This is a genomic window from Paenibacillus sp. FSL H3-0302, assembly GCF_037982245.1.
Classification (GTDB): domain Bacteria; phylum Bacillota; class Bacilli; order Paenibacillales; family Paenibacillaceae; genus Paenibacillus_AQ; species Paenibacillus_AQ odorifer.
Genome location: NZ_CP150284.1, coordinates 1812206 through 1836664, shown reverse-complemented (window position 1 = coordinate 1836664; position 24459 = coordinate 1812206). Strand labels below are relative to the sequence as shown.

At 43.8% G+C, this 24459-nt stretch carries 17 protein-coding genes; 7 read left to right on the top strand and 10 right to left on the bottom strand.

Annotation, left to right across the window (positions count from 1 at the left end; all coding sequences use genetic code 11):
• Positions 1-39 precede the first annotated feature (39 nt).
• Positions 40-1671: an MDR family MFS transporter gene (locus tag MHH50_RS08050; protein ID WP_076218151.1), complete on the top strand. Its 1632-nt coding sequence runs from the start codon at positions 40-42 to the stop codon at positions 1669-1671.
• Positions 1672-1745: 74 nt separating this feature from the next.
• Here the strand turns inward: MHH50_RS08050 and MHH50_RS08045 are convergent, their stop codons facing one another.
• Positions 1746-2213 (bottom strand): MarR family transcriptional regulator, encoded by a 468-nt coding sequence (locus tag MHH50_RS08045; RefSeq protein ID WP_076126284.1) that lies wholly within the window; start codon positions 2211-2213, stop codon positions 1746-1748.
• 148 nt (positions 2214-2361) lie between these two features.
• Between MHH50_RS08045 and MHH50_RS08040 the strand changes: the two genes are divergently transcribed.
• Complete coding sequence (locus MHH50_RS08040) at positions 2362-3858, top strand: amidase (protein WP_076279766.1); 1497 nt, start codon at positions 2362-2364, stop codon at positions 3856-3858.
• Between the two features lie 37 nt (positions 3859-3895).
• Here MHH50_RS08040 and MHH50_RS08035 read toward each other — a convergent pair whose 3' ends face one another.
• Positions 3896-4489 (bottom strand): TetR/AcrR family transcriptional regulator, encoded by a 594-nt coding sequence (locus MHH50_RS08035; protein ID WP_076126280.1) that lies wholly within the window; start codon positions 4487-4489, stop codon positions 3896-3898.
• Positions 4490-4655: 166 nt separating this feature from the next.
• On the opposite strand from MHH50_RS08035, the gene MHH50_RS08030 reads away from it, so the two are divergent.
• The gene (locus MHH50_RS08030) at positions 4656-5540 is read left to right on the top strand and encodes an ABC transporter ATP-binding protein (RefSeq protein WP_076279767.1); all 885 of its coding nucleotides are present in this window, start codon (positions 4656-4658) and stop codon (positions 5538-5540) included.
• On the top strand, positions 5540-6352 hold the full coding sequence (locus MHH50_RS08025; RefSeq protein WP_076134034.1) for an ABC transporter permease subunit: 813 nt from the start codon (positions 5540-5542) through the stop codon (positions 6350-6352). Before MHH50_RS08030 ends, MHH50_RS08025 begins: the two co-directional genes overlap by 1 nt.
• Positions 6353-6686: 334 nt before the next feature.
• On the opposite strand, the gene MHH50_RS08020 is transcribed toward MHH50_RS08025, so the two are convergent.
• From MHH50_RS08020 to MHH50_RS08005, 4 genes are all read right to left on the bottom strand, one after another.
• A complete protein-coding gene (locus tag MHH50_RS08020) occupies positions 6687-7646 on the bottom strand; it encodes a family 43 glycosylhydrolase (RefSeq protein ID WP_340034175.1) in 960 nt (319 codons plus the stop codon).
• A gap of 104 nt (positions 7647-7750) precedes the next feature.
• Positions 7751-8647: a carbohydrate ABC transporter permease gene (locus MHH50_RS08015; RefSeq protein WP_036675639.1), complete on the bottom strand. Its 897-nt coding sequence runs from the start codon at positions 8645-8647 to the stop codon at positions 7751-7753.
• A gap of 53 nt (positions 8648-8700) precedes the next feature.
• Complete coding sequence (locus MHH50_RS08010; protein ID WP_076138280.1) at positions 8701-9579, bottom strand: sugar ABC transporter permease; 879 nt, start codon at positions 9577-9579, stop codon at positions 8701-8703.
• Between the two features lie 79 nt (positions 9580-9658).
• Positions 9659-10903 (bottom strand): extracellular solute-binding protein, encoded by a 1245-nt coding sequence (locus MHH50_RS08005; protein WP_076101554.1) that lies wholly within the window; start codon positions 10901-10903, stop codon positions 9659-9661.
• A 276-nt stretch (positions 10904-11179) separates the two neighbouring features.
• Between MHH50_RS08005 and MHH50_RS08000 the strand changes: the two genes are divergently transcribed.
• The 3 genes from MHH50_RS08000 to MHH50_RS07990 all read left to right on the top strand — a co-directional run bounded on the left by MHH50_RS08000 (position 11180) and on the right by MHH50_RS07990 (position 18491).
• A complete protein-coding gene (locus tag MHH50_RS08000) occupies positions 11180-12085 on the top strand; it encodes an ArsR family transcriptional regulator (RefSeq protein WP_076126270.1) in 906 nt (301 codons plus the stop codon).
• Positions 12086-12566: 481 nt separating this feature from the next.
• The gene (locus tag MHH50_RS07995; RefSeq protein WP_076310200.1) at positions 12567-17384 is read left to right on the top strand and encodes a LamG-like jellyroll fold domain-containing protein; all 4818 of its coding nucleotides are present in this window, start codon (positions 12567-12569) and stop codon (positions 17382-17384) included.
• A 192-nt stretch (positions 17385-17576) separates the two neighbouring features.
• Positions 17577-18491 (top strand): ArsR family transcriptional regulator, encoded by a 915-nt coding sequence (locus tag MHH50_RS07990; protein ID WP_076100540.1) that lies wholly within the window; start codon positions 17577-17579, stop codon positions 18489-18491.
• A 49-nt stretch (positions 18492-18540) separates the two neighbouring features.
• On the opposite strand, the gene MHH50_RS07985 is transcribed toward MHH50_RS07990, so the two are convergent.
• From MHH50_RS07985 to MHH50_RS07970, 4 genes are all read right to left on the bottom strand, one after another.
• The gene (locus tag MHH50_RS07985) at positions 18541-18822 is read right to left on the bottom strand and encodes a DUF6171 family protein (protein ID WP_076100542.1); all 282 of its coding nucleotides are present in this window, start codon (positions 18820-18822) and stop codon (positions 18541-18543) included.
• Positions 18823-18834: 12 nt separating this feature from the next.
• Positions 18835-20331 carry an alpha-N-arabinofuranosidase gene (locus MHH50_RS07980; protein ID WP_076104908.1) on the bottom strand — a complete coding sequence of 499 codons (1497 nt, stop codon included), beginning with the start codon at positions 20329-20331 and terminating at the stop codon, positions 18835-18837.
• 108 nt (positions 20332-20439) lie between these two features.
• Complete coding sequence (locus tag MHH50_RS07975) at positions 20440-21147, bottom strand: DUF421 domain-containing protein (RefSeq protein ID WP_076184726.1); 708 nt, start codon at positions 21145-21147, stop codon at positions 20440-20442.
• Positions 21148-21309: 162 nt separating this feature from the next.
• Complete coding sequence (locus MHH50_RS07970) at positions 21310-24456, bottom strand: S-layer homology domain-containing protein (protein ID WP_340034174.1); 3147 nt, start codon at positions 24454-24456, stop codon at positions 21310-21312.
• Positions 24457-24459 lie beyond the last annotated feature (3 nt).

The window sequence follows — 24459 nt, the reverse complement described above, 5'->3', positions numbered from 1 at the left end:
CAAACTACAATATATAGAAGTTAAAGGAGAGGAACTGCTCTGGAGCATCTCACTCAGAAAAAGAAAGTTACAATTATGATTGCTTTAATGGCGGCTATGTTTTTCGCAGCAATCAACCAGACGATTGTGGGCACAGCAATGCCCCGAATTATTGCGATGCTTGGAGGTATTGAACATTATACCTGGGTAATTACCATCTATATGCTCACCTCAACCATTGCTACCGTACTTGTCGGTAAGTTATCCGATATTTACGGAAGAAAGCCCTTCCTGTTATCAGGGATTGTCATTTTTATTATAGGTGCTTTCCTATCCGGATTGTCGACCAACATTTTTCAAATGATCACTTATCGCGGGATTCAAGGTCTAGGCGGCGGGATTCTAATGTCGGCTACCGTAACCGCTGTAGGTGATTTGTTCGCTCCAAGAGAGAGAGCCAAGTGGACTGGAATTATGATGGCGATATTTGGTTTCTCCAGTGTAATTGGTCCTACCCTTGGTGGATTCATGGTAGATCACATGGCTTGGAAATGGATCTTCTGGATCTTCTTACCTTTCGGGATCGTGGCCTTCTTTATGATTTTGAAAATGTTCCCTAAAACCACGCGTTCTACATCTGAGTCCATCGACTACTTAGGCTCCATTTTCCTTTCCCTGACCATTGTTGCGCTCTTGCTCGGCTTTTCATGGGCAGGAACAAAATATGACTGGGGTTCTCCGGAGATTCTCGGCTTGTTTGGGGCTTCCATTCTGGGTCTGATTATCCTGATTCTGATTGAACGTAAAGCTAAAAGCCCAGTATTGCCATTATCCTTATTTAAAAATTCCATCGTATCCATCTCAATGATTGTCGGCTTCCTGATGAATGCCGGTATGATGGGCGCAATGATCTACCTGCCTTTCTTCGTGCAAGGGGTAGAGGGCGTCTCCCCAACTAAATCTGGTTTCATCAATATGCCAATGTCACTTACTATGATTGTACTAAGTACTTTAGTGGGAAGATGGATCTCCAAAACAGGAAAATATAAACGTTATGCTCTAATGGGGATGCCATTCATGGTTGTAGCCATGATATTAATGGCCTTTATGAGTAACATTGCTACGGCTGTAGTCAGCATGATTATCTTCGGGGTTGGGTTAGGACTATCAATGCCTGTATTTACTCTAACCGTACAAAATGCTGTAGCGCCTTCAATGCTAGGTGTTGCTACTGCTACAAATACTTTATTCCGTAATTTAGGTGGAACCATAGGTATTGCCATCATGGGTACCATTATGAACTCCTCATTAACGAAAAAATTAGAGGCAGCGGTGTCTTCTGGCAAAGGTCCGGATTTATCCAAACTTGATTCTGAATCCGCTAAACAGCTTTCTGCCTTTATGAATCCTCAAATGCTGCTAGATCAGCCTAAGCTTAAAGAATTGCATGCAACACTGCCAGAGCAAATCCAGCCGCTCTTCAATCAATTGATTGAGATGCTGCGGAACGCACTAAGCGATTCCCTGACAGTTGTGTTCTTAAGTGGTACGGCGCTGTTAGTTATCGCAGCACTGCTCGTTCTGTTCCTTAAAGAGATTCCATTACGTAGTGGAGAGAAAAAAATGGAGACACACGCAGAGGATAAAAACGGGAGTAAAAAACTCGAAAAATCTGTGCCTGCTGCACATTAATCACAAATAACCTTACATTAGAGATGTCCGTAAACAGCTTAGGCTGTGCGGCATCTCTTTTTTTATAAGAAGGGCTAGGATTCATTTGGTTGATCGTTCAATTCTTCGAAGTAAACATAGACTCCGTTTAACAGCTCCATTAACGTATCCGTCTGTTCTTTGCCCATGTAATCAATCATACCTTTAAAGGTATTCCGGGATTTCGTTACAGCCATCTCAGCCAGATGCTCCCCTTTTTCCGTAAGCGTGATCTCACTAACTCGGCGATCCTGTGCATCAGAAGTACGCACCACATATCCTTGTGCAATCAGACTATTGAGCATTTGGGTAACCGTAGGAGAGGTGACTTTCAGAAACTTGCTAATCTCCGAAACCGTCTGTCCCTTCTTCCCTTCCCGTTCTTTACCAAGCTTTAAAGAAACCAACATCCGGACCTCACTTGGCTTCAAGCCCCAAATCGTGGTTTTACGCCAGTTCATTCTAGCGAATTGTTGGAAAGCCTCCATTAACCCATCCACATTCTGATATTTCTCTTCGTTCATCAGTACACCCCATAAAATCATTTAACACTAAGTATAGCCTAATATGACGTAAAAAAGAATTGATAGATGTCAGATTACCCATTTTCAAAAAATAACTAATGGGATGTATAATATAATAATCATCCTAAATTGAAAGTGGGTATCTAATTTGTCCTTTTCTTACTCTACCTATGACGCTCTAGGACTTGCTTCACTTGTCAAAGCACGTGAAATTTCACCTCGTGAGCTGGTCGAAGCCGCCTTTGCTCGGTTAGATGAGATCAATCCGGTCATAAATGCGGTGGTGCGCACCCGTCGTGAAGCTGCTCTTAGAGAAGCCGACGAGATGCCTGTTCAGGATAACACTCGGCCGTTTGCTGGCGTTCCGTTTCTATTAAAAGATATTTCCCAATCTATCGCTGGCGAGCCCATCACTTGTGGGGCTATGCTGATGAAGAACAATGTCGCACGGTGGGATTCAAATTATGTTGCACGAATTAGGAAAGCCGGCTTTATTCCACTTGGCCATACGAATACACCCGAGTTCGGCTTAAAAAACATTACAGAGAATGTCCTCCATGGCCCTGCTCGTAATCCTTGGAATCTCGAATATTCTCCTGGAGGTTCAAGTGGCGGAGCCGCGGCGGCTGTAGCTTCTGGTATTGTTCCAGTAGCAGGAGCCAGTGATGGTGGTGGGTCCATCCGTATTCCCGCCTCATTCACAGGCCTATTCGGACTTAAACCCACGCGCGGGCGCACACCAGTAGGACCTGGAGTCGGCCGTCAATGGCAAGGGGCTTCTATTGATTTTGCCTTAACCCGGTCCGTTCGCGATAGCGCTGCTATGTTAGATCTGCTGCAGGTTGTGCAGCCGGAAGCCGCCTTCCAGACCCCGTTATACCCGGGCGTATATCTGGATGACCTGTTTAAGCCTACGCAACGTAAACTACGAATTGGATTTACGACGGCTTCCCCAGTAGGTACGCCTATCTCTGAAGAGGCCGCAAATGCTGTTCTCAAAACCGTGAAATGGCTCGAAACTGAAGGACATGCGGTTGAAGAAACAGAAAGTCCTGTGAATGGCACAAGACTGATGGAGAACTACTATACGATGAATGCCGGAGAGGTAGCAGCTATGTTCGTCTCCCTGGAGAGAAATATGGGACGTTCCATAACTGCTGACGATGTCGATATCATTACGTGGGTCCTTGGTGAGACCGGAAAAAATGTTTCAGCGGCCGAATTCGTACATAGTCTGGATGAATGGGACGTTGCAGCCGCCCAAATGGCGGAACTGTTTAATCATTACGACTTATATATAACACCTACGAATGCAAACTCTGCTCCCAAAATTGGTGAATTAACGCATAAACCTGCAGAGATAGCAAAGCTGCTGCACGTAAACGAATTGCCAAAAGAAGAACAGAGCCGCTTAATTTACGAGATGTTTGAGCCAAGCCTAACCTATACACCGTTCACCCAGCTCGCAAATCTGACAGGCCAGCCTGCAATGAGTGTGCCCGTCCATAAGTCAGCAAATGGCCTGCCGCTAGGTGTTCAAGTCATGGCGAACAAAGGCCGTGAAGATTTGCTGCTTCAGCTTGCTGCCCAGCTTGAACAATCCGCTCTTTGGGTCGGCATGACTGGAAATCCGCTGTTCACCTGATCAATTAAGGGTGATGCTCTCGCAGCTCAAGCTCCCCTTACTCTTTCCCGCAAATGCCATAGAAGAAAATATGGATGGCTTCCTCGATGAAGGCATCCATATCTTCCTGTTTGCTAGCTTCGTCTAGAAGTTCACCTGCATTACGCATATACATCCCCATTAGTGAAAGTATCCCTTTGGTGGATACTTTATTTGAGATTTCTCCCCGCGCTTTCCCATCTTCGACCATCTTCACCAGCACCGGCAAAATGTCATTCGCATATCGTTCCTCAATATAATGGAACATTTCTTGATCCTCAACCATAAGCTCCTTCACAGTTGCGGGAGATAAGCCGCTGTAAGTTTCCCTCTCCATGGTTAGAATGTAACCAATAATCTCCTTTAGAGAATGCTCTTGATAAATGTAATCTTCAAACTCCTGAATTTCCTTCTGAACAAAGTCCTTAAAAGACTCACTAAGCAGCGCTTCCTTACTGCCAAAATAATTATAAATCGTCACCTGAGAGACCCCTGCTTCTTTCGCAATATCAGCGATCCGTAGACGTTTCGGTTCCCAGTTCTTGAGCATCTCCATGGTAGTTTTCATAATTTTGAGTTTAATCTGTGCTGCTCTCTTCTCAAATCCATTCATAGCTTCCACCCTAACTTCGTTATTAAGTAAGCATATTCAAATTTAATGAAATATTCCATTTCAATTATTTCATAATTTTATTGACTTCATTAACCACTAGGAATAATATAACATATGAAATATTTGATTCATAATAATTCATTATTTTTACGGCGGGGGTGGCAGCATGCTGGTAGTAGAAGGCTTAACTAAACGATTTTCGAATGGCAAAGGAATCGAAGATGTAACATTTACCGTAAATAAAGGCGAGGTTTTTGGATTTCTGGGTCCTAACGGTGCGGGTAAATCGACGACCATACGGCATATCATGGGTTTTATGAAACCAGATCAAGGGCATGCGAGTATCCATGGGCTTGATGTATGGAAGGCACAAGGGACAGTCCAGAAGCATATTGGCTACTTACCCGGTGAAATCAACTTTTTTGATGGGATGACGGGTCTTTCTTTCCTTAAATTTATCTCAGCCATGCAGGGAATCAAAAATACTACCAAACGCGAGCAGCTGATTGAACGTTTGCAATTTGATGCCACCACTCCGATCCGAAAAATGTCAAAGGGAATGAAGCAAAAGGTCGGAATCGTCGCTGCTTTTATGCACAGTCCTGACGTTATTATTCTGGATGAACCTACCTCGGGTCTCGACCCGCTCATGCAAAAGGTATTTATTGATCTGGTACTGGAGGAAAAATCAGCCGGAACCACCTTTCTCATGTCCTCACACAGCTTTCAAGAAATTGAACGCACCTGTGACCGCGCCGCAATTATTAAAGACGGACGGATTATCACCGTGAAAAATATTCATGAACTGCAATCGATGCAACGGAAGCTGTTTGAGGTCATTTTTGCGAATAGTGAAGATGCAGTGAATTTTGCCGCCTCCGGCCTACAAGTGGAAGCTCACGAGGGAAATAGGGTCCGAATAGCTGTGCAGGGCAATTATGACCGATTCATCCGGGAAACTGGAAAATACAATATCCGCAGCATCGACGTATTCACGCAGAATCTGGAGGACATCTTCATGGACTATTATGACCGCGAGGGGGTAGTGTAATGAATCTTCCGCTCTATAAGGAAATGATGCGAGTGAACCTGAAAGGAATATTGAATTACGCCTTTGGTTCTGCCTTCTATATTTTGTTTATGATCTGGCTTTATCCTGGGATTGCGGGGAGTACACAAGCAATTGATGACCTTATTAAGGCGATGCCAGAGGGTGTGGGTAAAGCCTTTGGGCTAAATAGCGGTTTTACTAGTGCAGAAGCTTTTATCTCCGGAGAATATTATGGACTTATACTAGTTCTGATTCTTTCCATAGTTTGTGTGCAAATGTCAACGCAGCTTATGGCTCGACTCGTGGATCGCGGTTCCATGGCCTATCTGCTCATAGCCCCAACTACACGGAGAAAAGTCGCTACCACGCAGGCACTTGTTCTCACTACAGCATTACTCTTAATTATGGGTGTAACCACCCTCGCCGGATTATTAGGTAAAGCATGGTTCCTTGGCAGTGAATATGACTTTAACAGTGGTCGCTTCGCTCAGCTGAATACCGTGGCGTTTTTATTATTTTTTGCGGTAGGCGGCCTTACCTTTCTCGTGTCCTCTGTATGTAATGACGAGAAAAAAGCGCTCGGAATTTCCGGCGCCATCGCCTTCGGATTTTTCACTCTGGATCTACTCGGTAAAATAAGCGACAAACTGGAAGGACTGCGTTTCCTAACCTTATTCTCCTTCTATCAACCCGGGGAAATCGTTCAGGGCAACGTGGAGATTATTCAGGTCTCCAGTTGGCTGCTGTTGATCGGAGTGTTCACCTTTTCCTTGGGAGTAGAGCTGTTCAGAAGACGGGATCTTCCATTATAAGAGTACCTCATTTGATCATCTTGCTTTTACGCGTTCCCGAAGCAACTATCGGACACCGTTGACCTTAAATGCAACTTTATCACAAATTTGTGTACCTAACGGACCCTAAAGTCGTTATTGGCTTGAAGAACAGCAAAAATGAACCTTTTCTAAAGGAATAGCTGCACTGGGGTCCGCAACCTTGCTCAAATGTCCAAAAATTTGCAAATAGCGTCAGCTGAGTCCTTAAGCCTCAGGAGGGTTATAACTATGACTCTTATAAAAAACAACAGAGCAGTGTTTCTCCACCTCTGGGAGAATCATTGCTCTGTTGTTTTATGCGACAAATCCCTTTTTATTTCGTATCCGGTCTAGGTACACCAAAGTTTGGCGTTCCGTCTTCATTCCACTGGATTACTTGCACACGTGCGTGACGATTCGGATCGTAAAGCGGATCACCGACAATTTCCTTATAGCTTCTAGCATGGAAAACAAGGATATCCTGTGTGCCATCCTCAGAGACAGTAAAACTATTATGTCCCGGACCATATTGGCCGTTTTCCTCAGAAGTCGTAAACACAGGTTCAGGTGTCTTGACCCATGATTTTGGATCCATCAAATCACTATTCTCATCAGCAGTCAACAATCCCATACAATAGTTGTGATCTGTTGCACTAGCTGAGAAAGTCATGAAAATGCGTCCATTACGCTTAAGGATTGCTGCGCCTTCATTCACCAAAAATCCGATTTTTTCCCAATCGTATTCAGGAGTGGTGATGCACACCTGCTCGCCTTTTAGTGTCCAAGGGTTCTCCATTTCGGAAATATAAATATTTGAATTGCCAGGGATAGCAGGATCTTTTTGTGCCCAAACGTAAAATCTAACTCCTTTATGCTCAAAAGTTGTTGCATCCAAGGCAAAAGATTCCCATTTTGTTTTTATTTGACCCTTTTCCACCCATTCACCCTCTAAAGGATTTGCGGATGAGTTTTCTAGTGCAAACATGCGATGATCAAATAAACCATCTTTCGTATCAGAGGTATGTGCAGCTGCATAATACACGTACCATTTTCCATCAATATAATGAATCTCTGGCGCCCAGATATTAGCACTCATCAAGCCCGTTTCATGCTTAACCCAAATGGTCTTCCCTTCAGCCTCAGCTAATCCTTGAATGGATTCAGAACGGCGAAGCTCAATTCTATCGAACTCTGGAACTGAAGCTATGAAATAGTAGTACCCGTCAGTATGTTTATAGATCCAAGGATCTGCTCGTTGCTCAACTAGTGGATTTTTCACATTAAATTCTCTCACAATGACAACTCCTATATTTATCTCTTTTTTTATATTTGCAGGTCACCAAAACACACCCTTCCTTATAAGAAGTCAAGGTGTATTTAAGTTTAAGTTCATTCGATCTAACCTTTGATACCCGAATTCAGGTTGATGGATTGAACGAAGTATTTTTGTGCAAAAACGAATAGCAGCAATGTTGGAATAATCGCCATGATTGCCGAGCCCATTAATTGTCCGATCATACGATAGTTTCCGTAGATGTCTTGCAATAAGAGCAAACCAGCGGTAATTGGCATTTTGTCTACATCTGTGTACACAATAACCGGCCAGAGGAAGTCATTCCAAGATCCAGTAAAGGAGAACAATCCGCAAACAATCAATATTGGTTTAACTAACGGCAATATAATTTGCGCGAAAATTCTAAAGTCACTAGCACCATCAACTTTAGCCGATTCATCTAATTCTTTTGGGATACCGTTCATAAACTGTCTGACCAAGAAGATATTACCCATACCCGCAAGACCAGGGATAATCATAGCCCAGGAAGTATTCACCCAACCAAAAGAGTCAATGATTTTATAAGAAGGAATCAAGTTAACAACACCCGGGAAGAAGGAGATCCCCAGCAAAGTAAAGAACAATGTGTCTCTTCCTTTAAACTTAATACGGGTGTAACCAAAACCTGTAATCGAAATAACAATAACAACCAGAATGGTGTGAGATGTGGCAATAAACAATGAGTTACCTAACCAACGTAGAATTGGAGCTGTAGAGGTATTGTTTAGGATTGTAACGTAGTTCTCAAAGACCCACTCTTTAGGAAATAGTCTGAAGCCCGAGGATACTACTTCCGTTTGTGATCTAAATGAGGTGGAAATCCCGAATATAACAGGAATGATCCAAATCACACATAGGATACCTAGAAATATATAGGAAATATATTTTGAAATACTTACACTGGAGGAGCCTTTTATTTTGCCTGTTGTATTTACAACTGGATTTACTGCCTGGTTTGACATTTTAGTACACCTACCTTTTCCATTTCCTTGTTAGTCAATTAGTTTCTGCGAACCTATGAAGCATTTCGGTTCATTACAAAATATTGCAGCGCTGAGATCACCAAAATAACTAATCCCAGTAAAACTGCCATAGCTGATGCCATCCCGGCGATGGACTCACCGTTACCGAAAGCTAATTGACGAATATACATCATTAGAACGTGTGTACTTTGTCGAGGTCCGCCATCGGTCATCATTAACGGTTGGCCGAATACATTAAAGGCACCCGCAGTTGTCATAACAAAGGTATAAATTAATGGAAAACGAATAGATGGCAAGGTAATACTAGTGAATTTTTTAATAGAACCCGCACCATCGAGCTCAGCCGATTCATATAACTCTTGAGAAACGCCACTTAAGGAAGCACGATAGATAATCATGTTGCCCCCAATACCACCCCATAAAGTAATTACAATGATAATAATCCACGCATAGGGTTGATTTGCAGGCCAAGCAATTTGTGATCCAAATAGATTACCAGTGATCCCAAGTTGCTTATTAAAGATCAACAGCCAAATCAGTGCGGCCGCAGAAATTGAAATCAAGCCAGGAATATAAAGAATAGATTGAATTAAGCTCTTCATTTTAACTTTTTTATGTTCCAACGCCACCGCGACCATTAATGGAATAATAATCAGCAACGGAACAGACATAGCAACGAAAATCAATGTATTTTTTAGACCTCTGAAAAATTGAGTATGAAAGGTTGAACTGTTGTCAAAAAGAATAGCCTTATAGTTATCAAAGCCTACCCATACCGGATCACTCATTAAATTCCATTTTGTAAATGAAGCATAAATCCCATAAATCGTTGGCAATAAAATGAAGACAGCAAACAAAATGACATGCGGACCTACAAAGAAAGCAGGTGCCCAATTGATTTTCTTTTTCATAGGAATTCATTTCTCCTTTTGCACAAAGTAATGCACCATAACATGGCACATTACTTCGTACAATCTATTCTATTTTGCTTTATTTTGCTGCACTGCTGCTTTCCGCAATTTTATCTTCAACAAATTTTTGCATCGTTGCCAAAGTCTCATCAATATCAACGTTGCCACGCACGATATCCGCACAGTAAGTATCTACAGCTTCCGCAATGTATGGGTAGTATTCATAGGTGTAAATGTATAGGGATTCGATTTCTTTTTCATCAGATGTAAAGAAGGATTGCATAAAGTCTTTGTACTCAGGGCTTTGGTTAACTACGTTACTTGCTACGTTTTGTCCAGCTTTTGCCCATTCCATCGAATTCGTACGAACATATTCCAAGAAGTTAGCAATACCCACTTCTTTTTCGTCTGTTCTCTTATCATTTTTCAACATAGCGAACAAGTGAGAAGAAGATCTGTTGGTGAATTTATCAGGAGTAGGAGAATAAACATTGGTCACGCCAAAGTTCAAGCCTTCAACCCCAGCATGTGCTGTAGAACTCCAAGTTCCGTCTGTCGAGAAAAGTACATTTTGAGATTGGAACATCAAGTAACCGTCTTCACCAAATGGAGTCATCAGGCCAGCATCGGCGATTTTCTTAACATTTTCAAACGCTTGTTTAAATACAGGGGTATTAACAGCCGGTTTTCCATCGACTTGGATATCCCCTCCCAAATCTTGAATTTGAGCCAAGATAACCCAGCCCAGCAAGGCATCATTAACTACGTAATCGCCTTCATCCAATTTACCTTGTAAGGAAAGCATTTCATCAATAGTAACAACGTTATCATCCAAGAAGGATTCAGCGTTATATTTTTTCAGCAAATCTTTATTGTAATACATTACGTTACTATGAATATCAAGAGGAACTGTGTATTGAGTTCCATCGATATTACCAGTGTTCCAAGCTTGTGGTAAGTAATTTTCAGCTTTCAGTTCAGGTTGTGCTGGCAATACGGTATCTTGCATGGATTCCAGTACACCTTGTTTAACAAACCCAGGAACACGGTCAGCGTGGATAATTGCTAAATCAGGAACACCTTTGCTAGATGCCAAAACTGTAGAAATTTTTGTGTACATATCAGCCGTAATAACATGTTTTACTTTGATTTCGGGATTCGTTGCATTGTAGTTTTTAACAATTTGATCCATATAAGCACCGTCATCACCGGTCAGCGGTGTCCAGAACGTAATCGTCTTACTATCATCTTTACCACCGCATCCTGCCAAAACTGTCGATAATGTTAGAACCGTTGCTAATAAAACTCCAAATTTCTTTTTCATTACTCTCTCCCCCTGCAGCTGTAATGTTAAGATAACCATTCATGTTCACTTTCTTTGAAAACGATTAACTTGAGATTAGTATACATTCATTGTGAAAGCGTAGTCAATAACATTTAAATAAACTTAACAGAATTTTTTTTCGTTTAATTAACCTTTTGATTCATCTCTCGGAGATGAAAGCGATATTATATTTACTTCGGTTACCTTTCATGTTACTTTATATATAGATTAATAAACTTTACAGTATATGAAATAACTTTGAAAGAAGTGGGTAAAATGCAGTTGGAAATCGACAAATCCTCTCTTGTTGTTTACGAAGCTTTAGCGAGTGAAGTACGCATCAAAATTATTCAGTTGCTCTCCAAAAATAAGATGAACATCAAAGATTTGGCAGAAGAACTTAAAATAAGCAGTCCTATCGTTACCAAACACATTAAAAAACTAGAAGATGCAGGGCTCATAAAAACTGAAAAGGTGCCTGGTAAATCAGGAATGCAAAAAATCTCAATCCTTAGGGTGGATCATATTGAGATTAACTTCCCGAAAAAAATCTTTCACTCTTTTGCCTCCTACGAGACATCAGTGCCGATTGGTCATTATACCGATTATGATCTGAAACCTACTTGCGGACTTGCTACGGATAAGGAGTTTATCGGCAGAGTAGACGAACCTAAGTATTTCATGGATTCTAAAAGAGTGGACGCAGAGATTCTCTGGTTCACGCAAGGTTATGTGCAATATAATATCGCTAATTTCCTAAAAAAAGAGGAAACCCTACAGCAATTTGAGATTAGCTTAGAGCTTTCTTCCGAATTCCCCTTTGCTAATGACGTATGGCCTTCAGACATCACCTTTTCTTTGAATGGCTTGGAATTAGGGACTTGGACGAGCCCCGGAGATTTCGCTGATGCTAGAGGTAAATTCACACCGGAATGGTGGCCACACAATATCAATCAATACGGATTGCTAAAAACGATTAGAATTACAAACCACAATGGAACTTATATTGACGGTGACCCGCTGTCTCAGGTTTCGATTGAGGATTTAGATACGAATTGTGATCGTTGGACCTTTCGGATCGAAGTGAAGGAAGATGCAAAACACGTAGGAGGAGCAACGATTTTCGGAAAAAAATTCGGAAACCATGATCAAGATATCATTTTCAAGTTGTACTATCTGTAAATTTTTCATTTATGATCTAAGCAAAACTGGTTTTTTTGCGGGGGTGAACAACTAATTAGCTATTCTTCTTTAGCTCCCCCCCACCTGTTATGCCCTATCCCCTCTCTTTATCTTGCTGATATATCCCGCCTAGTCATCCATTCACCACATTTCACTCTTATCCACTTCAGCAGTAATCACCAGTAGTTAAATCATTTGCCTCTATTTTTAAATTTATAATTTATAAAAATATAAAAAGATTCATAAATCATTAAATTTCTATTTGACTATTTGCTGATATCATGCTTAAAATGAGAGCATTATAAAACGTTTTCCGTGTTATGGTTTAGTAATACATAAATTAAAACCATTTTCATATTCGAAAGCGTTTTTTTAGTAGCTATTTATGTAAGCGTTTTACATTTTTTTCAGTAAAGAAGGGAGGAATTGGAAAAATACGCGTGTACAAGCTCTACATCACTAGAATCGGAGGAACATACATTTGAGAAAAACTACTGGTAAACTAACCGCTTCCCTGCTTGCCCTCACTCTATTAGTGCCTGCTCCATTAATTTCTGCTGCTTCTGCAAGCGATTCCAAAGCAGTCGCATTATCCACTCAGCAACAAACTGCCGATTATTCCGGCCACTGGGCACAAAAAGATTTTCAAACCTGGGTAGATAAGGGCTTGATTCTCGGTTACGGAAACGGAATATATAAGCCAAATCAAGAAATCAACCGTGCAGAGTGGGTTACTCTGGTTAATCGGGTCTTTAATTTGCAGGAAAAAGCCGTTATAGGCTTCACGGATGTTTCCACGACAGGTGCTTACTACAGCGATATCCAAAAAGCAACCGCTGCAGGATATGTAACAGGATACAGCGATGGCACCTTCCGACCCGCACAGCAAGTAAGTCGGCAAGAAGCTGCAGTAATGTTATACAGACTGTTCCAACTCAACTCATCTGTTGGCACTTCTGCACCAAAGGATGCTGCTGATTTGCCAGAATGGAGCCAAGAAGCAGTATTGTCTTTACTTGGTGAAGGTTATCTGCAAGGTTACACTGACGGCAGCTTTAAAGGAACTCAGGCTGTAACAAGAGCGGAAGCACTGCGCATGATTGAGAAGCTGGGCGGAGAAATCACGCCTAAGAGCGGAAGCTATTCGGGGATTAACACTCGGAATATGGTTATCAGCAGCCCAGGCGTAGAGTTGAAAAACTCCACAATTTCAGGGAATCTCTACCTTACCGAAGGTATTGCTGAGGGCGATGTCACACTGAATAATGTCACTGTTAAGGGAAAAGTATTCGTTTCTGGTGGTGGTGAGAACAGTGTCGTACTAAGCGACTCCAATGCTGCTGAAATGGTAGTAGATAAGCATAACGGCAAGCTGCGAGTCGTTACTAGAGGCACAAGTGCTGTACCAAACGTACGTGTACATTCCGGCGCAATACTAGAGGAAGATGCACTAACGGGGGCAGGTTTCAGCCGGGTTATTGTTGAGAATACGCTGCCTAAGGATTCCATCCTCAAGCTGAAAGGAAGCTTTGATTCCGTTGAGCTTCAAGCGTTGGGAGAGCCTACACTCCATCTGACAGCAGGCAGTATTGCTGAAGTTACACTGAAGCAAAAAGCCAAGCTGCGTGTAGAAGCAGGTACAGAAATCAAGAATCTAATCCTTGGTTTCAACGATATCCTAACCATCCAAGGCACGGGTAAGGTTATCTTTGATAGCAAGTACAGTCAGTTAATCCATTTTGAAACACCAACTCCAACGGCTACGGCAACCACTGGTACCGGTGGATCTAACGGCGGTTCTGTTGCTACTTCGGCTCCGGAAGTTACAGCTACTCCGGCCCCAACGGCTACACCAGATCCGACGGCTACACCAAATCCGACGGCTACACCAAATCCCACGGCTACACCTAGTCCGACGGCTACACCTAGTCCGACGGCTACACCTAGTCCGGGAGCAACTGCACCAGCACTCACCAATGTCTCGGTACATGATCCATCGGTGGTAGTGGATAATGGAACTTATTATGTATTTGGCTCCCATATCGATGCGGCCAAATCAGATGATCTGATGAACTGGACACAGTTCACTAATGGTTATACAACACCGGGCAACGTGATTTTTGGTGATCTGTCCAAGAATCTGGCAGAATCCTTTAAGTGGGCTGGCGAGAACGATTCGGACAGTAAAGGCGGATTCTCCATCTGGGCACCGGACGTATTCTGGAATAATGATTATAAGAACGCTGATGGAACAACTGGCGCTTATATGATGTATTACAGCGCTTCTTCTACTTATATCCGTTCGGCGATTGGCTACGCCACTTCGCAAAATATCGAAGGGCCTTATACTTATGGAAATACCGTAATTTATTCCGGTTTCACCAAGGAAGAGGCTTATGACAGTGACAGTAAAGTAAATAAGAAATGGGACAATACAAATATCAAGGACCTTATCGACAATGGAACGTTGGAAGGTGTCAATCCAGATTGGTTTAATGCAGGTGGTTTGTATCAAAACAAAACCTATACAAATGCAATTGACCCAACTATTTTCTACGACAAAGACAACAAGCTTTGGATGACTTATGGTTCATGGTCAGGTGGTATATTCATTCTGGAGATTGATCCAGCTACCGGAGAACCTAAATATCCAGGCAAAGATGGAAAGACCGCTGATGGACGTATTATCGACCGCTATTTCGGAACCCATATTTCTGGCGGAATGACCAAATCGGGTGAAGGTCCGTATATCGTTTACGACAAGGAGACTGGTTACTACTTCTTGTATGTAACTTACGGTGGACTTGACTCCAAAGGCGGTTACAGCATGCGGCAGTTCCGTTCAACAAATCCGGACGGCCCTTATACGGATGCAGCAGGACAGAATGCTGTTCTAACTACCGATGGTGACAACACACCATATGGTAATAAGCTATTAGGAAACTTCATGTTTACAAATCAAAATGCAGACCCGAATTTCCAAACGTATGGTTATGTGTCCTCAGGACATAACTCGGTACAATATGATGATGAAACGGGTAAAATATTTAACTTCTTCCACACTCGTTTCCCACTCCGTGGTGAAACCCATGAACTTCGTGTGCATCAAATGTTCACTAACGAAGATGGCTGGCCAGTAACTGCCGTACATCGTTACACGGGTGAAACTATTGGGGCTGTAGCACGGGATAATGTTGTCGGCTCTTATCAGTTCGTTAACCACGGCAAGGATGTTTCAGGCATTATCAAACCTACAGTAGATATCGAGCTAAAAAGTGACGGAACGATCGTTGGATCGTTAACCGGAACTTGGGAATTGAAGGATGAGTACTTCGCTCATTTGCTCATTAACGAAACGGAAAATGGAAGCACCGTACAACATCTCTACAAAGGTGTATTTGTGAAGCAATGGGATTCCTCACGCCAACAGCATGTTATGACGTTCACCGCAATGTCAGATCAAGGGATCACTATCTGGGGCAGCCAGATGGAATCGATGAGCGTTGAGCAGATTTTGAACAATATTGCTGCAGGCTTGAGTATTGGTGACACAAGAAAAATATACGATGACATCACCCTTCCTACGGAAGGCTTGCGCGGAGCAGAAATTTCATGGTCCTCTTCCAATGAGGCTGTAATTGCTAACAATGGTAAGGTTACTCGTCCTGAACTTGGACTTGGAAACGCTACAGTTGAACTGACTGCTACAATTAAGCTAGGTGAAGTCGCAGTAACTAAGACCTTCACCGCCGTTGTTATGGAAAAAAAGAGCACGCAATTGGAAGACGGCTTAGTAGCTGCCTTTGACTTTGATGGCGACCTTGCAGAAAATGGGGATCGCACAGCTGACGGCATAGTCACCGGAAATCTGATCAACAACACTGAGGATGGAGACATCACTTTTGAGGCTGGTAAAGACGGTCAGGCAGCCAAGTTTGATGGTAAATCCGGTGTTCGTCTACCTGACGGATTAATTCAAAGTAGCGCATATTCGGTAGGGATGTGGCTGAACCCATCCGAATTAAAAGCTTTTACTCCTGTATTCTTCGGTGCTAAAACCGAAACGAACTGGTTCAGTCTCCTGCCATATGGAAACGGTGGAGCAACCACCAGACTCTGGTTCGGTAGCGATACTTGGCTAGATGCTGATACAGGCTTACAAATTCCAGTTAACCAGTGGACGCATGTTGCCTTCACTTACAATGCTGGAACAGTCAATATGTACGTAAATGGTATATTGAAATCCTCCGGAAAAGGATTCACAGATATTTTTGATACAGAAAACGGTGTATTTGCTCTTGGTGTGAACTACTGGGATGCACCATACAAAGGTTTGGTTGATAAATTCCGCGTGTATGATAGAGCATTGTCTGCGGAAGCTGTGGGCTGGCTTGTAAACGGTGAGCCTGATACGAACATTAAAGTAAGTAATATTTCATTCAGTGAAGCTGTTAAATCAGTAGCTGTAGGAAATACTTTCACCCCTCAAGTAAGTGTGCTTCCAACCAATGCCGGAAACAAGGCGCTAACTTGGAGCTCTAGCGATTCCAGCGTAGTGGCTGTTGACGCAGCGAGCGGAAGAGTAACAGCACTAACTGTCGGTGGCCAAGCTGTAATTACTGCAACAGCGACTGATGGAAGCGAAGTTTCAGCCAGCTACACAGTAAATGTAACTGATGGAAAAGTAGCTCATTATGCTTTTGATGGCGACCTGGATAACTCCTTCCAATTGAACGGAAAAGGCGAAGTTACAGGAGCAAAAGTAGATAGCCCAACAGTAGGCAATATCACATACGGTAACGGTGTCCTCGGTCAAGCTGCAATATTCAACGGTACCTCCGGTATCCGTTTGCCTGATGGATTAATTGACAGCAATACCTACACCGTATCTATGTGGCTAAATCCTGAACAACTTACAGATGCAACAACTACTTTCTTCGGCGCTGCCACTAAAAATAGCTGGATTAGCTTCGTTCCTCAGAACGGCGGCGGTAAAACGTTATTATGGTCCGGAGAAGCTTGGTATGATGCTATTTCTGCCATGAAGATTCCAGTAAACGCATGGACACATGTTGCGTTTACGGTCAGCAATGGTACCGTAAAAGTTTACCTCAACGGAGTAGAGCAGTTCTCTGGTGAGGGCTTCCCGAATGTCTTTAAGAACAAAAACGGCGTTTTCGCTCTAGGCGTCAACTATTGGGATGCACCATTTAAGGGCATGATTGATGAACTGAAGATTTACAGCAGAGCGCTCAAGTCAGATGAAGTACAGGCAGAGTATAGCTCGAACGTAGATTAAGCAAGATTTGATTTGAAAAGAGAGCGGAGCCACAGGCTCCGTTCTTTTTTTAAAGTCCCATATTGTAAAAAAAGTATTTAACTAATATAATCATTAACTATACATCCGAAATAAACGTCGATTTTTATATTGTTATTAATAAATTTCTTAATCATCGGCGATTAGCCCATAAATTTTAATTGGAGGCCATTTATGAAACTTGACCTGTCGGAAGAATCCCTTCCCGTCTATGAAGCTTTAGCCAGCTCAGTACGCCTGCATATGTTGCGTTTGCTTGCCGAAAATCCTATGAATGTTAAGGAATTGGCCGCAGCAGTAAATTTGAGCAGCGCCATTATGACTATGCATGTGCGTAAGCTGGAAGCTGCTGGACTGATCCAGACGCATATGGCACCTGGTCGAAGTGGTCTGCAAAAGATCTGTACTCTAGCTGCTGAAGGAGCAGAAATCACCTTCCCAGGCAGACAGATCAATGAGCGCAAAAGTTATCGCAAGGAAATTCCGGTTGGACATTACTCCGACTTCCTGATCGAGCCAACCTGTGGTCTTGCAACTACTGAGAAAGTGATCGGCAGTTTTGATGATCCCCGCTATTTCTGGGATCTTGAGCGTATGAATGCGGGGATTCTTTGGTTCGGCAAAGGATTTATCGAATATAAAATCCCTAATTTCCTCCTCTCCAGCCAGCATCCTGAGGAACTGATTATAACCATGGAAATTGCTTCCGAAGCACCTTCCATTAATAATAATTGGCCTTCGGATATCACATTCACTCTGAACGGAGTGAAGCTTGGATTCTGGACAAGTCCCGGTGACTACGGGGATAGCCGTGGTAAATATACACCGGCCTGGTGGCCAGCACTCACGAACCAATACGGCTTGCTCAAGCAGCTGCGTATTACAGCGAAAGGTACATTTATGGATGGTTTGAAGCTCTCAGAAGTTACCCTTGATCAAGTGAATATCCGTGACAAACAGTGGTCTTTCAAGCTTTCCGTAGATGAAGATGCCGAGCATATTGGCGGGATTACTCTTTTTGGCAAAGGTTTTGGAAATTATAATGAAGATCTAATCGTTGAGTTGTTCTATACGGATAACCAAGAATAAAGCCGCATTCACCTCCCATTGGAGAGTCGAATGCGGCTCTTATTTTAGCTTAATTCTTTTCGATAAAGGGACCCCACAAGCCACCCCCCGGCAATGGACAACTACGTTCCTTAAGCTTGGCTACTACGGGGATGATGCAGCCGCAAGCGACGCAAGTTACCCCTTCGTGCAGCTTAGGGCAAGTCCCACAAAGGGCAACCCGTTCAGCGTAAACTTCATCTGGAACACAAAACTCTGGCTTAAACATGGAAGAAGACAAGATACGATTAATCTGCGTTGGCGTAACTTTATAATCCTCTCTGCATCCCTTGCATGTTGATGTTGTTGACATGGTAACACCACCTTAAGCCTTCGGCGTAATCTCCAGCACAGTTACTGACATTGGAGGCAGTTCAACATTAAGAAGATCGCCCTCCAGAGTGAAGGCAGTGAAGGCTTGCGGCACTACCGCCTCCGGTTGGCTGAAGGTATTGTGAGCATCAATTTTATCACCGGCAAGTGTTGTGCCTGTCACTTCAACCTTCTTCCCGGAAAGACCACGAAGCTCAAGTGGAACAGCAGCAGAAGCAGCATGGTTCAAGTTGCAAAGACTGACATGGATGATTCCAGAAGCAGTTACGGAAGCCGAAGCAGATACTTCAGGAATCTCACGGCCTTCAAAGCTGTAAGTGCCACTTTCCAGTGCTAAATCCAGCAACTCCGCATCCTGATGGACTTTAAACATATTGAATACATGATACGTTGGGGTCAGCACCATCTTTTCCCCTTCGGTCAATATAACTGCCTGAAGTACGTTAATCGTCTGCGCAATATTTGCCATCCGTACCCGGTCACTATGTTTATGGAAAATATTCAAGGTCACGCCTGCTACAAGAGCATCCCGAATTGAATTTTGTTGATACAGGAATCCTGGATTCGTCCCCGGCTCTACATCATACCAAGTTCCCCACTCATCTACGATAAGACCTACTCTTTTATCCGGATCATATTTATCCATAATAACGCCATGTCTGGTGATCAGCTCATCCATGCGAAGGGCTTTCTCTAATGTACTAAACCATTCACTCGTTTCAAAGCCTGTAGCTGCACCTTTATTCTCCCATGCTGGACCAGGAATTGTATAATAATGCAGGGTAATCGAGTCCATAAAGCGTGTTGCCTCACGCATCAGAACCTCCATCCAGTGATAATCATCCACGTTAGGACCACAAGCAATCCGGTGAATACGATTGTCCCCGTAATTTCGTACATACGTCTGATATTGGCGATAAAGATCTGCATAATATTCTGGACGCATATTCCCGCCGCAGCCCCAGTTCTCATTCCCCACGCCAAAATAAGTCACAGCCCAAGGCTCTTGATGACCATTCTGCTGGCGAAGCTCGGACATTGGAGATACGCCTCCAAAGGTTAAATACTCCACCCATTCGGACATCTCTTGAACGGTACCACTGCCCACATTACCGTTAATGTAAGGCTCACATTCCAGCATCTCACATAATTCCATGAATTCATGCGTACCAAAATGGTTGTTCTCAACCGTTCCGCCCCAGTGAGTGTTAATCATACGTTTACGACCTTCACGGGCTCCGATACCATCTTTCCAGTGATATTCATCCGCGAAACAGCCACCTGGCCAGCGTAGTACAGGAATTTTAATTTCCTTAAGCGCTTTCACAACATCATTACGAATACCGTTGGTGTTAGGAATAGTTGAATCTTCTCCAACCCAAATCCCTTCATAAATGCAACGGCCAAGATGCTCAGAAAAATGTCCGTAAATATTTCTGTTAATCGTCCCTTTGCGAATGTCAGTATTAAGGATCGCACGTTCTGCCATGGTTAAATACCGCCTCTCAACGTTTATATTTTTATTAACTAATTAATAATTATATAAACATTATAAGACGCTGCTTAGGTATCCGTCAATCTCCAATATGAACAAAAGCTATTCTTTATCAATAGGTTTCTTTATCCCGTCTTCATAATAGTCAAAAATCAGCTGCTGCTGCGTTCCTCTTACCCCGTAAAACACATCAGAAATTTGTTTTCCCTTACGTCTTAACTCGTTCTCCAGCCACTCTTGGGTCAGGCCATTATCCTTAAGATTATCTGCAAGCACTATTCCATCCATAATCAATTCAACGGGAAAGCTCTGAGGAACGGACAACAGCTTTAGATCTTTTCGGGTAACATATTGGTACTCTTGTTTCTTTAATACAGACACCATTCCGTTATCTTCCAGCACAGCGTATTCTACTACCTCTAGATTAAAAATTTCCTTTTCTCTCAAGGCCTGATCCAAAGAATCCAACGAATACCTTACCTTTTTCATATTTTGCTCAAGAATTTTCCCATCCTCAATAAGTACAGTGGGTGAACCTGAAATCCAGCTTCTCATTTTACGACTTTTTAAAGCGATGATAGATAGTAAAAAAGATGTAACGGTAACGACTATAAGCGCCAGGATCATGTAGGAAGAATGTAGCTGTTTATTAAACGCCAAGTTCGCGGCTATTGAGCCCAATATAATACCCGTCACGAAATCGTGGAAGGTCAAGTTAGATAACGTTTGTTTTCCCAATATTTTGGCGATCAGCAAAAGCATGATCATAGCAACAAAGGCCCTAAGCACAATGTCCATATACACCTGCATCTCTAATGCTCCCTTCCTATTCAATCCTCCATTATTCACAAACCGAGTAGAAATGAAACCTCAACGAAAGCTCTGCCCATCCAAATCTGCCGATTTCTCTAAACGCCAAAAGGGCTCTGGAATGGTTCTACTGAACCTACCCAAAGCCCTGGCTTCAAATTCTTACTTTTCAGTCTTAATTGCTAAAAGATTGTATAGAACCATTGCACTCTCAGCTCGAGTTGCTGAGCCTCCCGGAGCGAATTGCTGGTCACTTCGACCCTGGATAAGTCCAAGGGCTTGGGCAGCAATGATCGATTCACGGGCCCATGAGGCAGCCGCACGCAAGTCACCGAATTGGATTACAGGCTTCGGTTCCACCTTTTTCCCGCTGACATATTCGTAGGCTCGCATCACCATGACCGCCATCTCTTGGCGGGAAATAGGGGCTTCTGGAGCGAAGCGAGTCTCACTCACCCCATGGACTATCCCCGCCTCTACTGCCTGCGCCACTTCCTCCGCATACCACTCATCCGCAGATACATCCGCAAATGCTGTAGATGATTTCCCTTCAAGTCCTAGCAAGCGGATCAGCATAGCTGTAAATTCTGCACGGGTCACAGAGCGGTTCGGCTCGAAATTCCGAAGTCCGACTCCTTGAATCAGATGTTTGGCCGTTAGCTCTTGTACAACCGCCGCCGCCCAATGTCCAGAAGGAACATCGTCATACGATTTGTTGTATTCCAGCACGGCATATGTGCCTAAGTGTTCGGTGCGCAGAGCCACCTTGCCCTTCAGCCAGGAACCGCCCGCATACTCTATATTTCCGGAATCCGGAAAATAATAGCCGCCGAGCAAATTCCTTTTGGCCTCAGGGTAGGCGTTAAGCTCTAATGTAACGGGCTCAACAAATTGGGGAAGTATGCTTCTTGTACCGTCACCAGCAACAATATACAGGGTAAAGAGAAGGAACTCTCCTGCCTGGTTTAGCACTGCACCAGATTTCTTCTCTGCGCTAGCTAGTATTCTCTGCGCCGCTTCCCCATTCACCTCAGAAGCCTCCAGAAAGATCTGGCTGCCGGCCAATTGCTCCGCAGGAATCAAACCCCGCAATTGTTGAAGCACCGCTGCCGGAAGGGTCAGATTAAAGTTAGAAGCCTCTACCCGAAGCGGCTTCTGTTTGAGCATGTCTGCTGCCATCCCCGGCAATACTAGCATTCTCAATTTACCCTCGTAGACAATGGCTTCCGAAAGATCGTTCAACGAAGCTGCGTTTAGTTGCAGCCGCCCTGCCGTTACCTCCGGTACGGAAGGCACTTGTGGTTGCGGACTCGGAACAGTTGAAGTAGTCTCTTCCGCTTGTAGAATCTGAAGCCTCAGACTGCTCTGCCGTCCTCCGTAACTTGCAGTAATCACAGTCATGCCCGGATCAAGTGCTTGCAGCTGCCCCGTTGTCGTTACTGTGGCTACCTTCCTGTTACTGCTCTCGTAGATCACACCCTCGGTTACCGTAAGGTGGCTATCATCACTATATACCGCCGTTGTGACCACCTTACCGCTCTGCCCTATTTCCAAGGATGTCGGACCGCTTAACGAAATAGAGACGAGCTCCGGCAGTTGTCCATACACCTTTAATAAATAGGAAGCGGTCATGTTGTCATATACGGATGAAATAACCGAAACGCCCGGTCCTTTAGCTTCAATATGGCCATCTTTGCCTATACTTGCGACGTTAGGATCGCTGCTCTCATAGACTATACCTTCGGTTACTATATAACGGCTGCCATCGCTGTACACTACCGAAGTAACCGCCGTTCCGGTCTCCCCGACAGCCAGGCTTTCCGGGCCGCTAATTGCCGTTGAGACTCTTTCTGTAGGCTCCATGACTGTCACCTGAAGCTGTCGGAAAGGCTCTACATTTCCAGCCTTATCCACCGAACGATAATCGATCCCGAAGGTTCCGGGGTTCTCGATATATACGCTCTGAGTAACCGTACTCCATGAACCACCATTGAGCCGGTATTCTGTCCGCTTGACTCCCCAGCCGACAGCTCCCCCATTGGATTGGTCGGTGACATCAAAAGTGATATTGACTTTGCCCTTATATGCGCCCCCTTCTCCTGTTTCTCCAAGTATGGTAGCCTTCGTGACTGGAGGTGTTGTATCTTTCGGCAAAATTTCCAGATACGCGGTATATTTGCCATTCTCATTCTTACGGCTTCTTATGTCTGTGGCGAGATTATAGCCTACCTGCCTAAGAGCCAGACTTATCACCGGATCGGAAGGGAACTCCGTGCCAACCCATGAGGTAATATCGAACTGCCGCCACTGCTCCGGTCCGGAAAAAGTCTGCAGCGCAGCTTGAGTACCGATTTTTGGAGCATTATTGTAATTTAGCGTTGCCTCCGTCCAATCATCATCTTGGACTCCAAATACACCGATATCGGACAAAGTGCCTGCCCCGTCATTTGTCTTTCCGAACACATTCAGCTTCACAGAACCAACTTCACCGAGAAATGGACTCAGATCGAATTTTAGATAAACCCTTCTGTCTGTGTCCCCGCTGCCATTTCTGATCTGCAAGTAATTGACCGAACTATAATTGACTGCAGCTTTCGATCCTCCATTGACATACGCATCTTCAGAAACATACAGCTTCGTTATTGCCGCTTCGTCTGGTTCCGAATCGGAAGGCTCAGAAGGCTCGGCATTCGGATCAATTCTGAACTTGACAACATGGCTTTTTCCTTTGGACCCGCTGGTATGAATTGCGAGTTCAATCCTCGGTGAGGTCTGCAGTACCGTTACGGTTGGATCTTTCATCAGCTCTTCCAGCGCGGTTCTGCCGACATCCACATTCACCACAGATTGAGACTGTGTCGGATCCGAAATGGCTATCGTCAGTTCATCTCCAGACTCCTTGATAATAATGGAGGCTGGATGATTGGCGCGCACGGATTCGATCATTCCCGGTACCCAGAAGTTCATAGCCGTAAGTCCCAGCTTCTGTTCCTTGACGGCTTGCACACTATCCGTGTTGGCTATAATTTCGATGTCAGGACTACTGCTGTAGCGCGCTGTCGCCGTTTCATCCTGATTCGGCAGAAGCACATACGAATACGATTGATTCACCGGATTCGTTCCCTGAGCAATCGACAGGCTGGCATAATTTCTCGTAATCGGCTCCGTTGATCCCCCTTGATTAATATCCTTCCATGCGCCAGTCCGAGACTCACGCAGACCGTCTATCGTTGGGGCATCAGGGAAATAATAACCGATTCCCGAGCCGGGAACATTGCCTTCCAGATGTGCCCAATGCACCTGATTCATTGA

Bases quoted from the DNA above. Each gene is read 5' to 3' on its own strand.
- MHH50_RS07975 (WP_076184726.1), bottom strand. From the start codon at position 21,147: ATGCAGGTGTATATGGACATTGTGCTTAGGGCCTTTGTTGCTATGATC.
- MHH50_RS07990 (WP_076100540.1), top strand. From the start codon at position 17,577: ATGAAACTTGACCTGTCGGAAGAATCCCTTCCCGTCTATGAAGCTTTA.
- MHH50_RS08010 (WP_076138280.1), bottom strand. From the start codon at position 9,579: ATGAAAAAGAAAATCAATTGGGCACCTGCTTTCTTTGTAGGTCCGCAT.
- MHH50_RS08030 (WP_076279767.1), top strand. From the start codon at position 4,656: ATGCTGGTAGTAGAAGGCTTAACTAAACGATTTTCGAATGGCAAAGGA.
- MHH50_RS07980 (WP_076104908.1), bottom strand. From the start codon at position 20,331: ATGGCAGAACGTGCGATCCTTAATACTGACATTCGCAAAGGGACGATT.
- MHH50_RS07985 (WP_076100542.1), bottom strand. From the start codon at position 18,822: ATGTCAACAACATCAACATGCAAGGGATGCAGAGAGGATTATAAAGTT.
- MHH50_RS08015 (WP_036675639.1), bottom strand. From the start codon at position 8,647: ATGTCAAACCAGGCAGTAAATCCAGTTGTAAATACAACAGGCAAAATA.
- MHH50_RS07970 (WP_340034174.1), bottom strand. From the start codon at position 24,456: ATGAATCAGGTGCATTGGGCACATCTGGAAGGCAATGTTCCCGGCTCG.
- MHH50_RS08045 (WP_076126284.1), bottom strand. From the start codon at position 2,213: ATGAACGAAGAGAAATATCAGAATGTGGATGGGTTAATGGAGGCTTTC.
- MHH50_RS08025 (WP_076134034.1), top strand. From the start codon at position 5,540: ATGAATCTTCCGCTCTATAAGGAAATGATGCGAGTGAACCTGAAAGGA.
- MHH50_RS08000 (WP_076126270.1), top strand. From the start codon at position 11,180: ATGCAGTTGGAAATCGACAAATCCTCTCTTGTTGTTTACGAAGCTTTA.
- MHH50_RS08035 (WP_076126280.1), bottom strand. From the start codon at position 4,489: ATGAATGGATTTGAGAAGAGAGCAGCACAGATTAAACTCAAAATTATG.
- MHH50_RS08005 (WP_076101554.1), bottom strand. From the start codon at position 10,903: ATGAAAAAGAAATTTGGAGTTTTATTAGCAACGGTTCTAACATTATCG.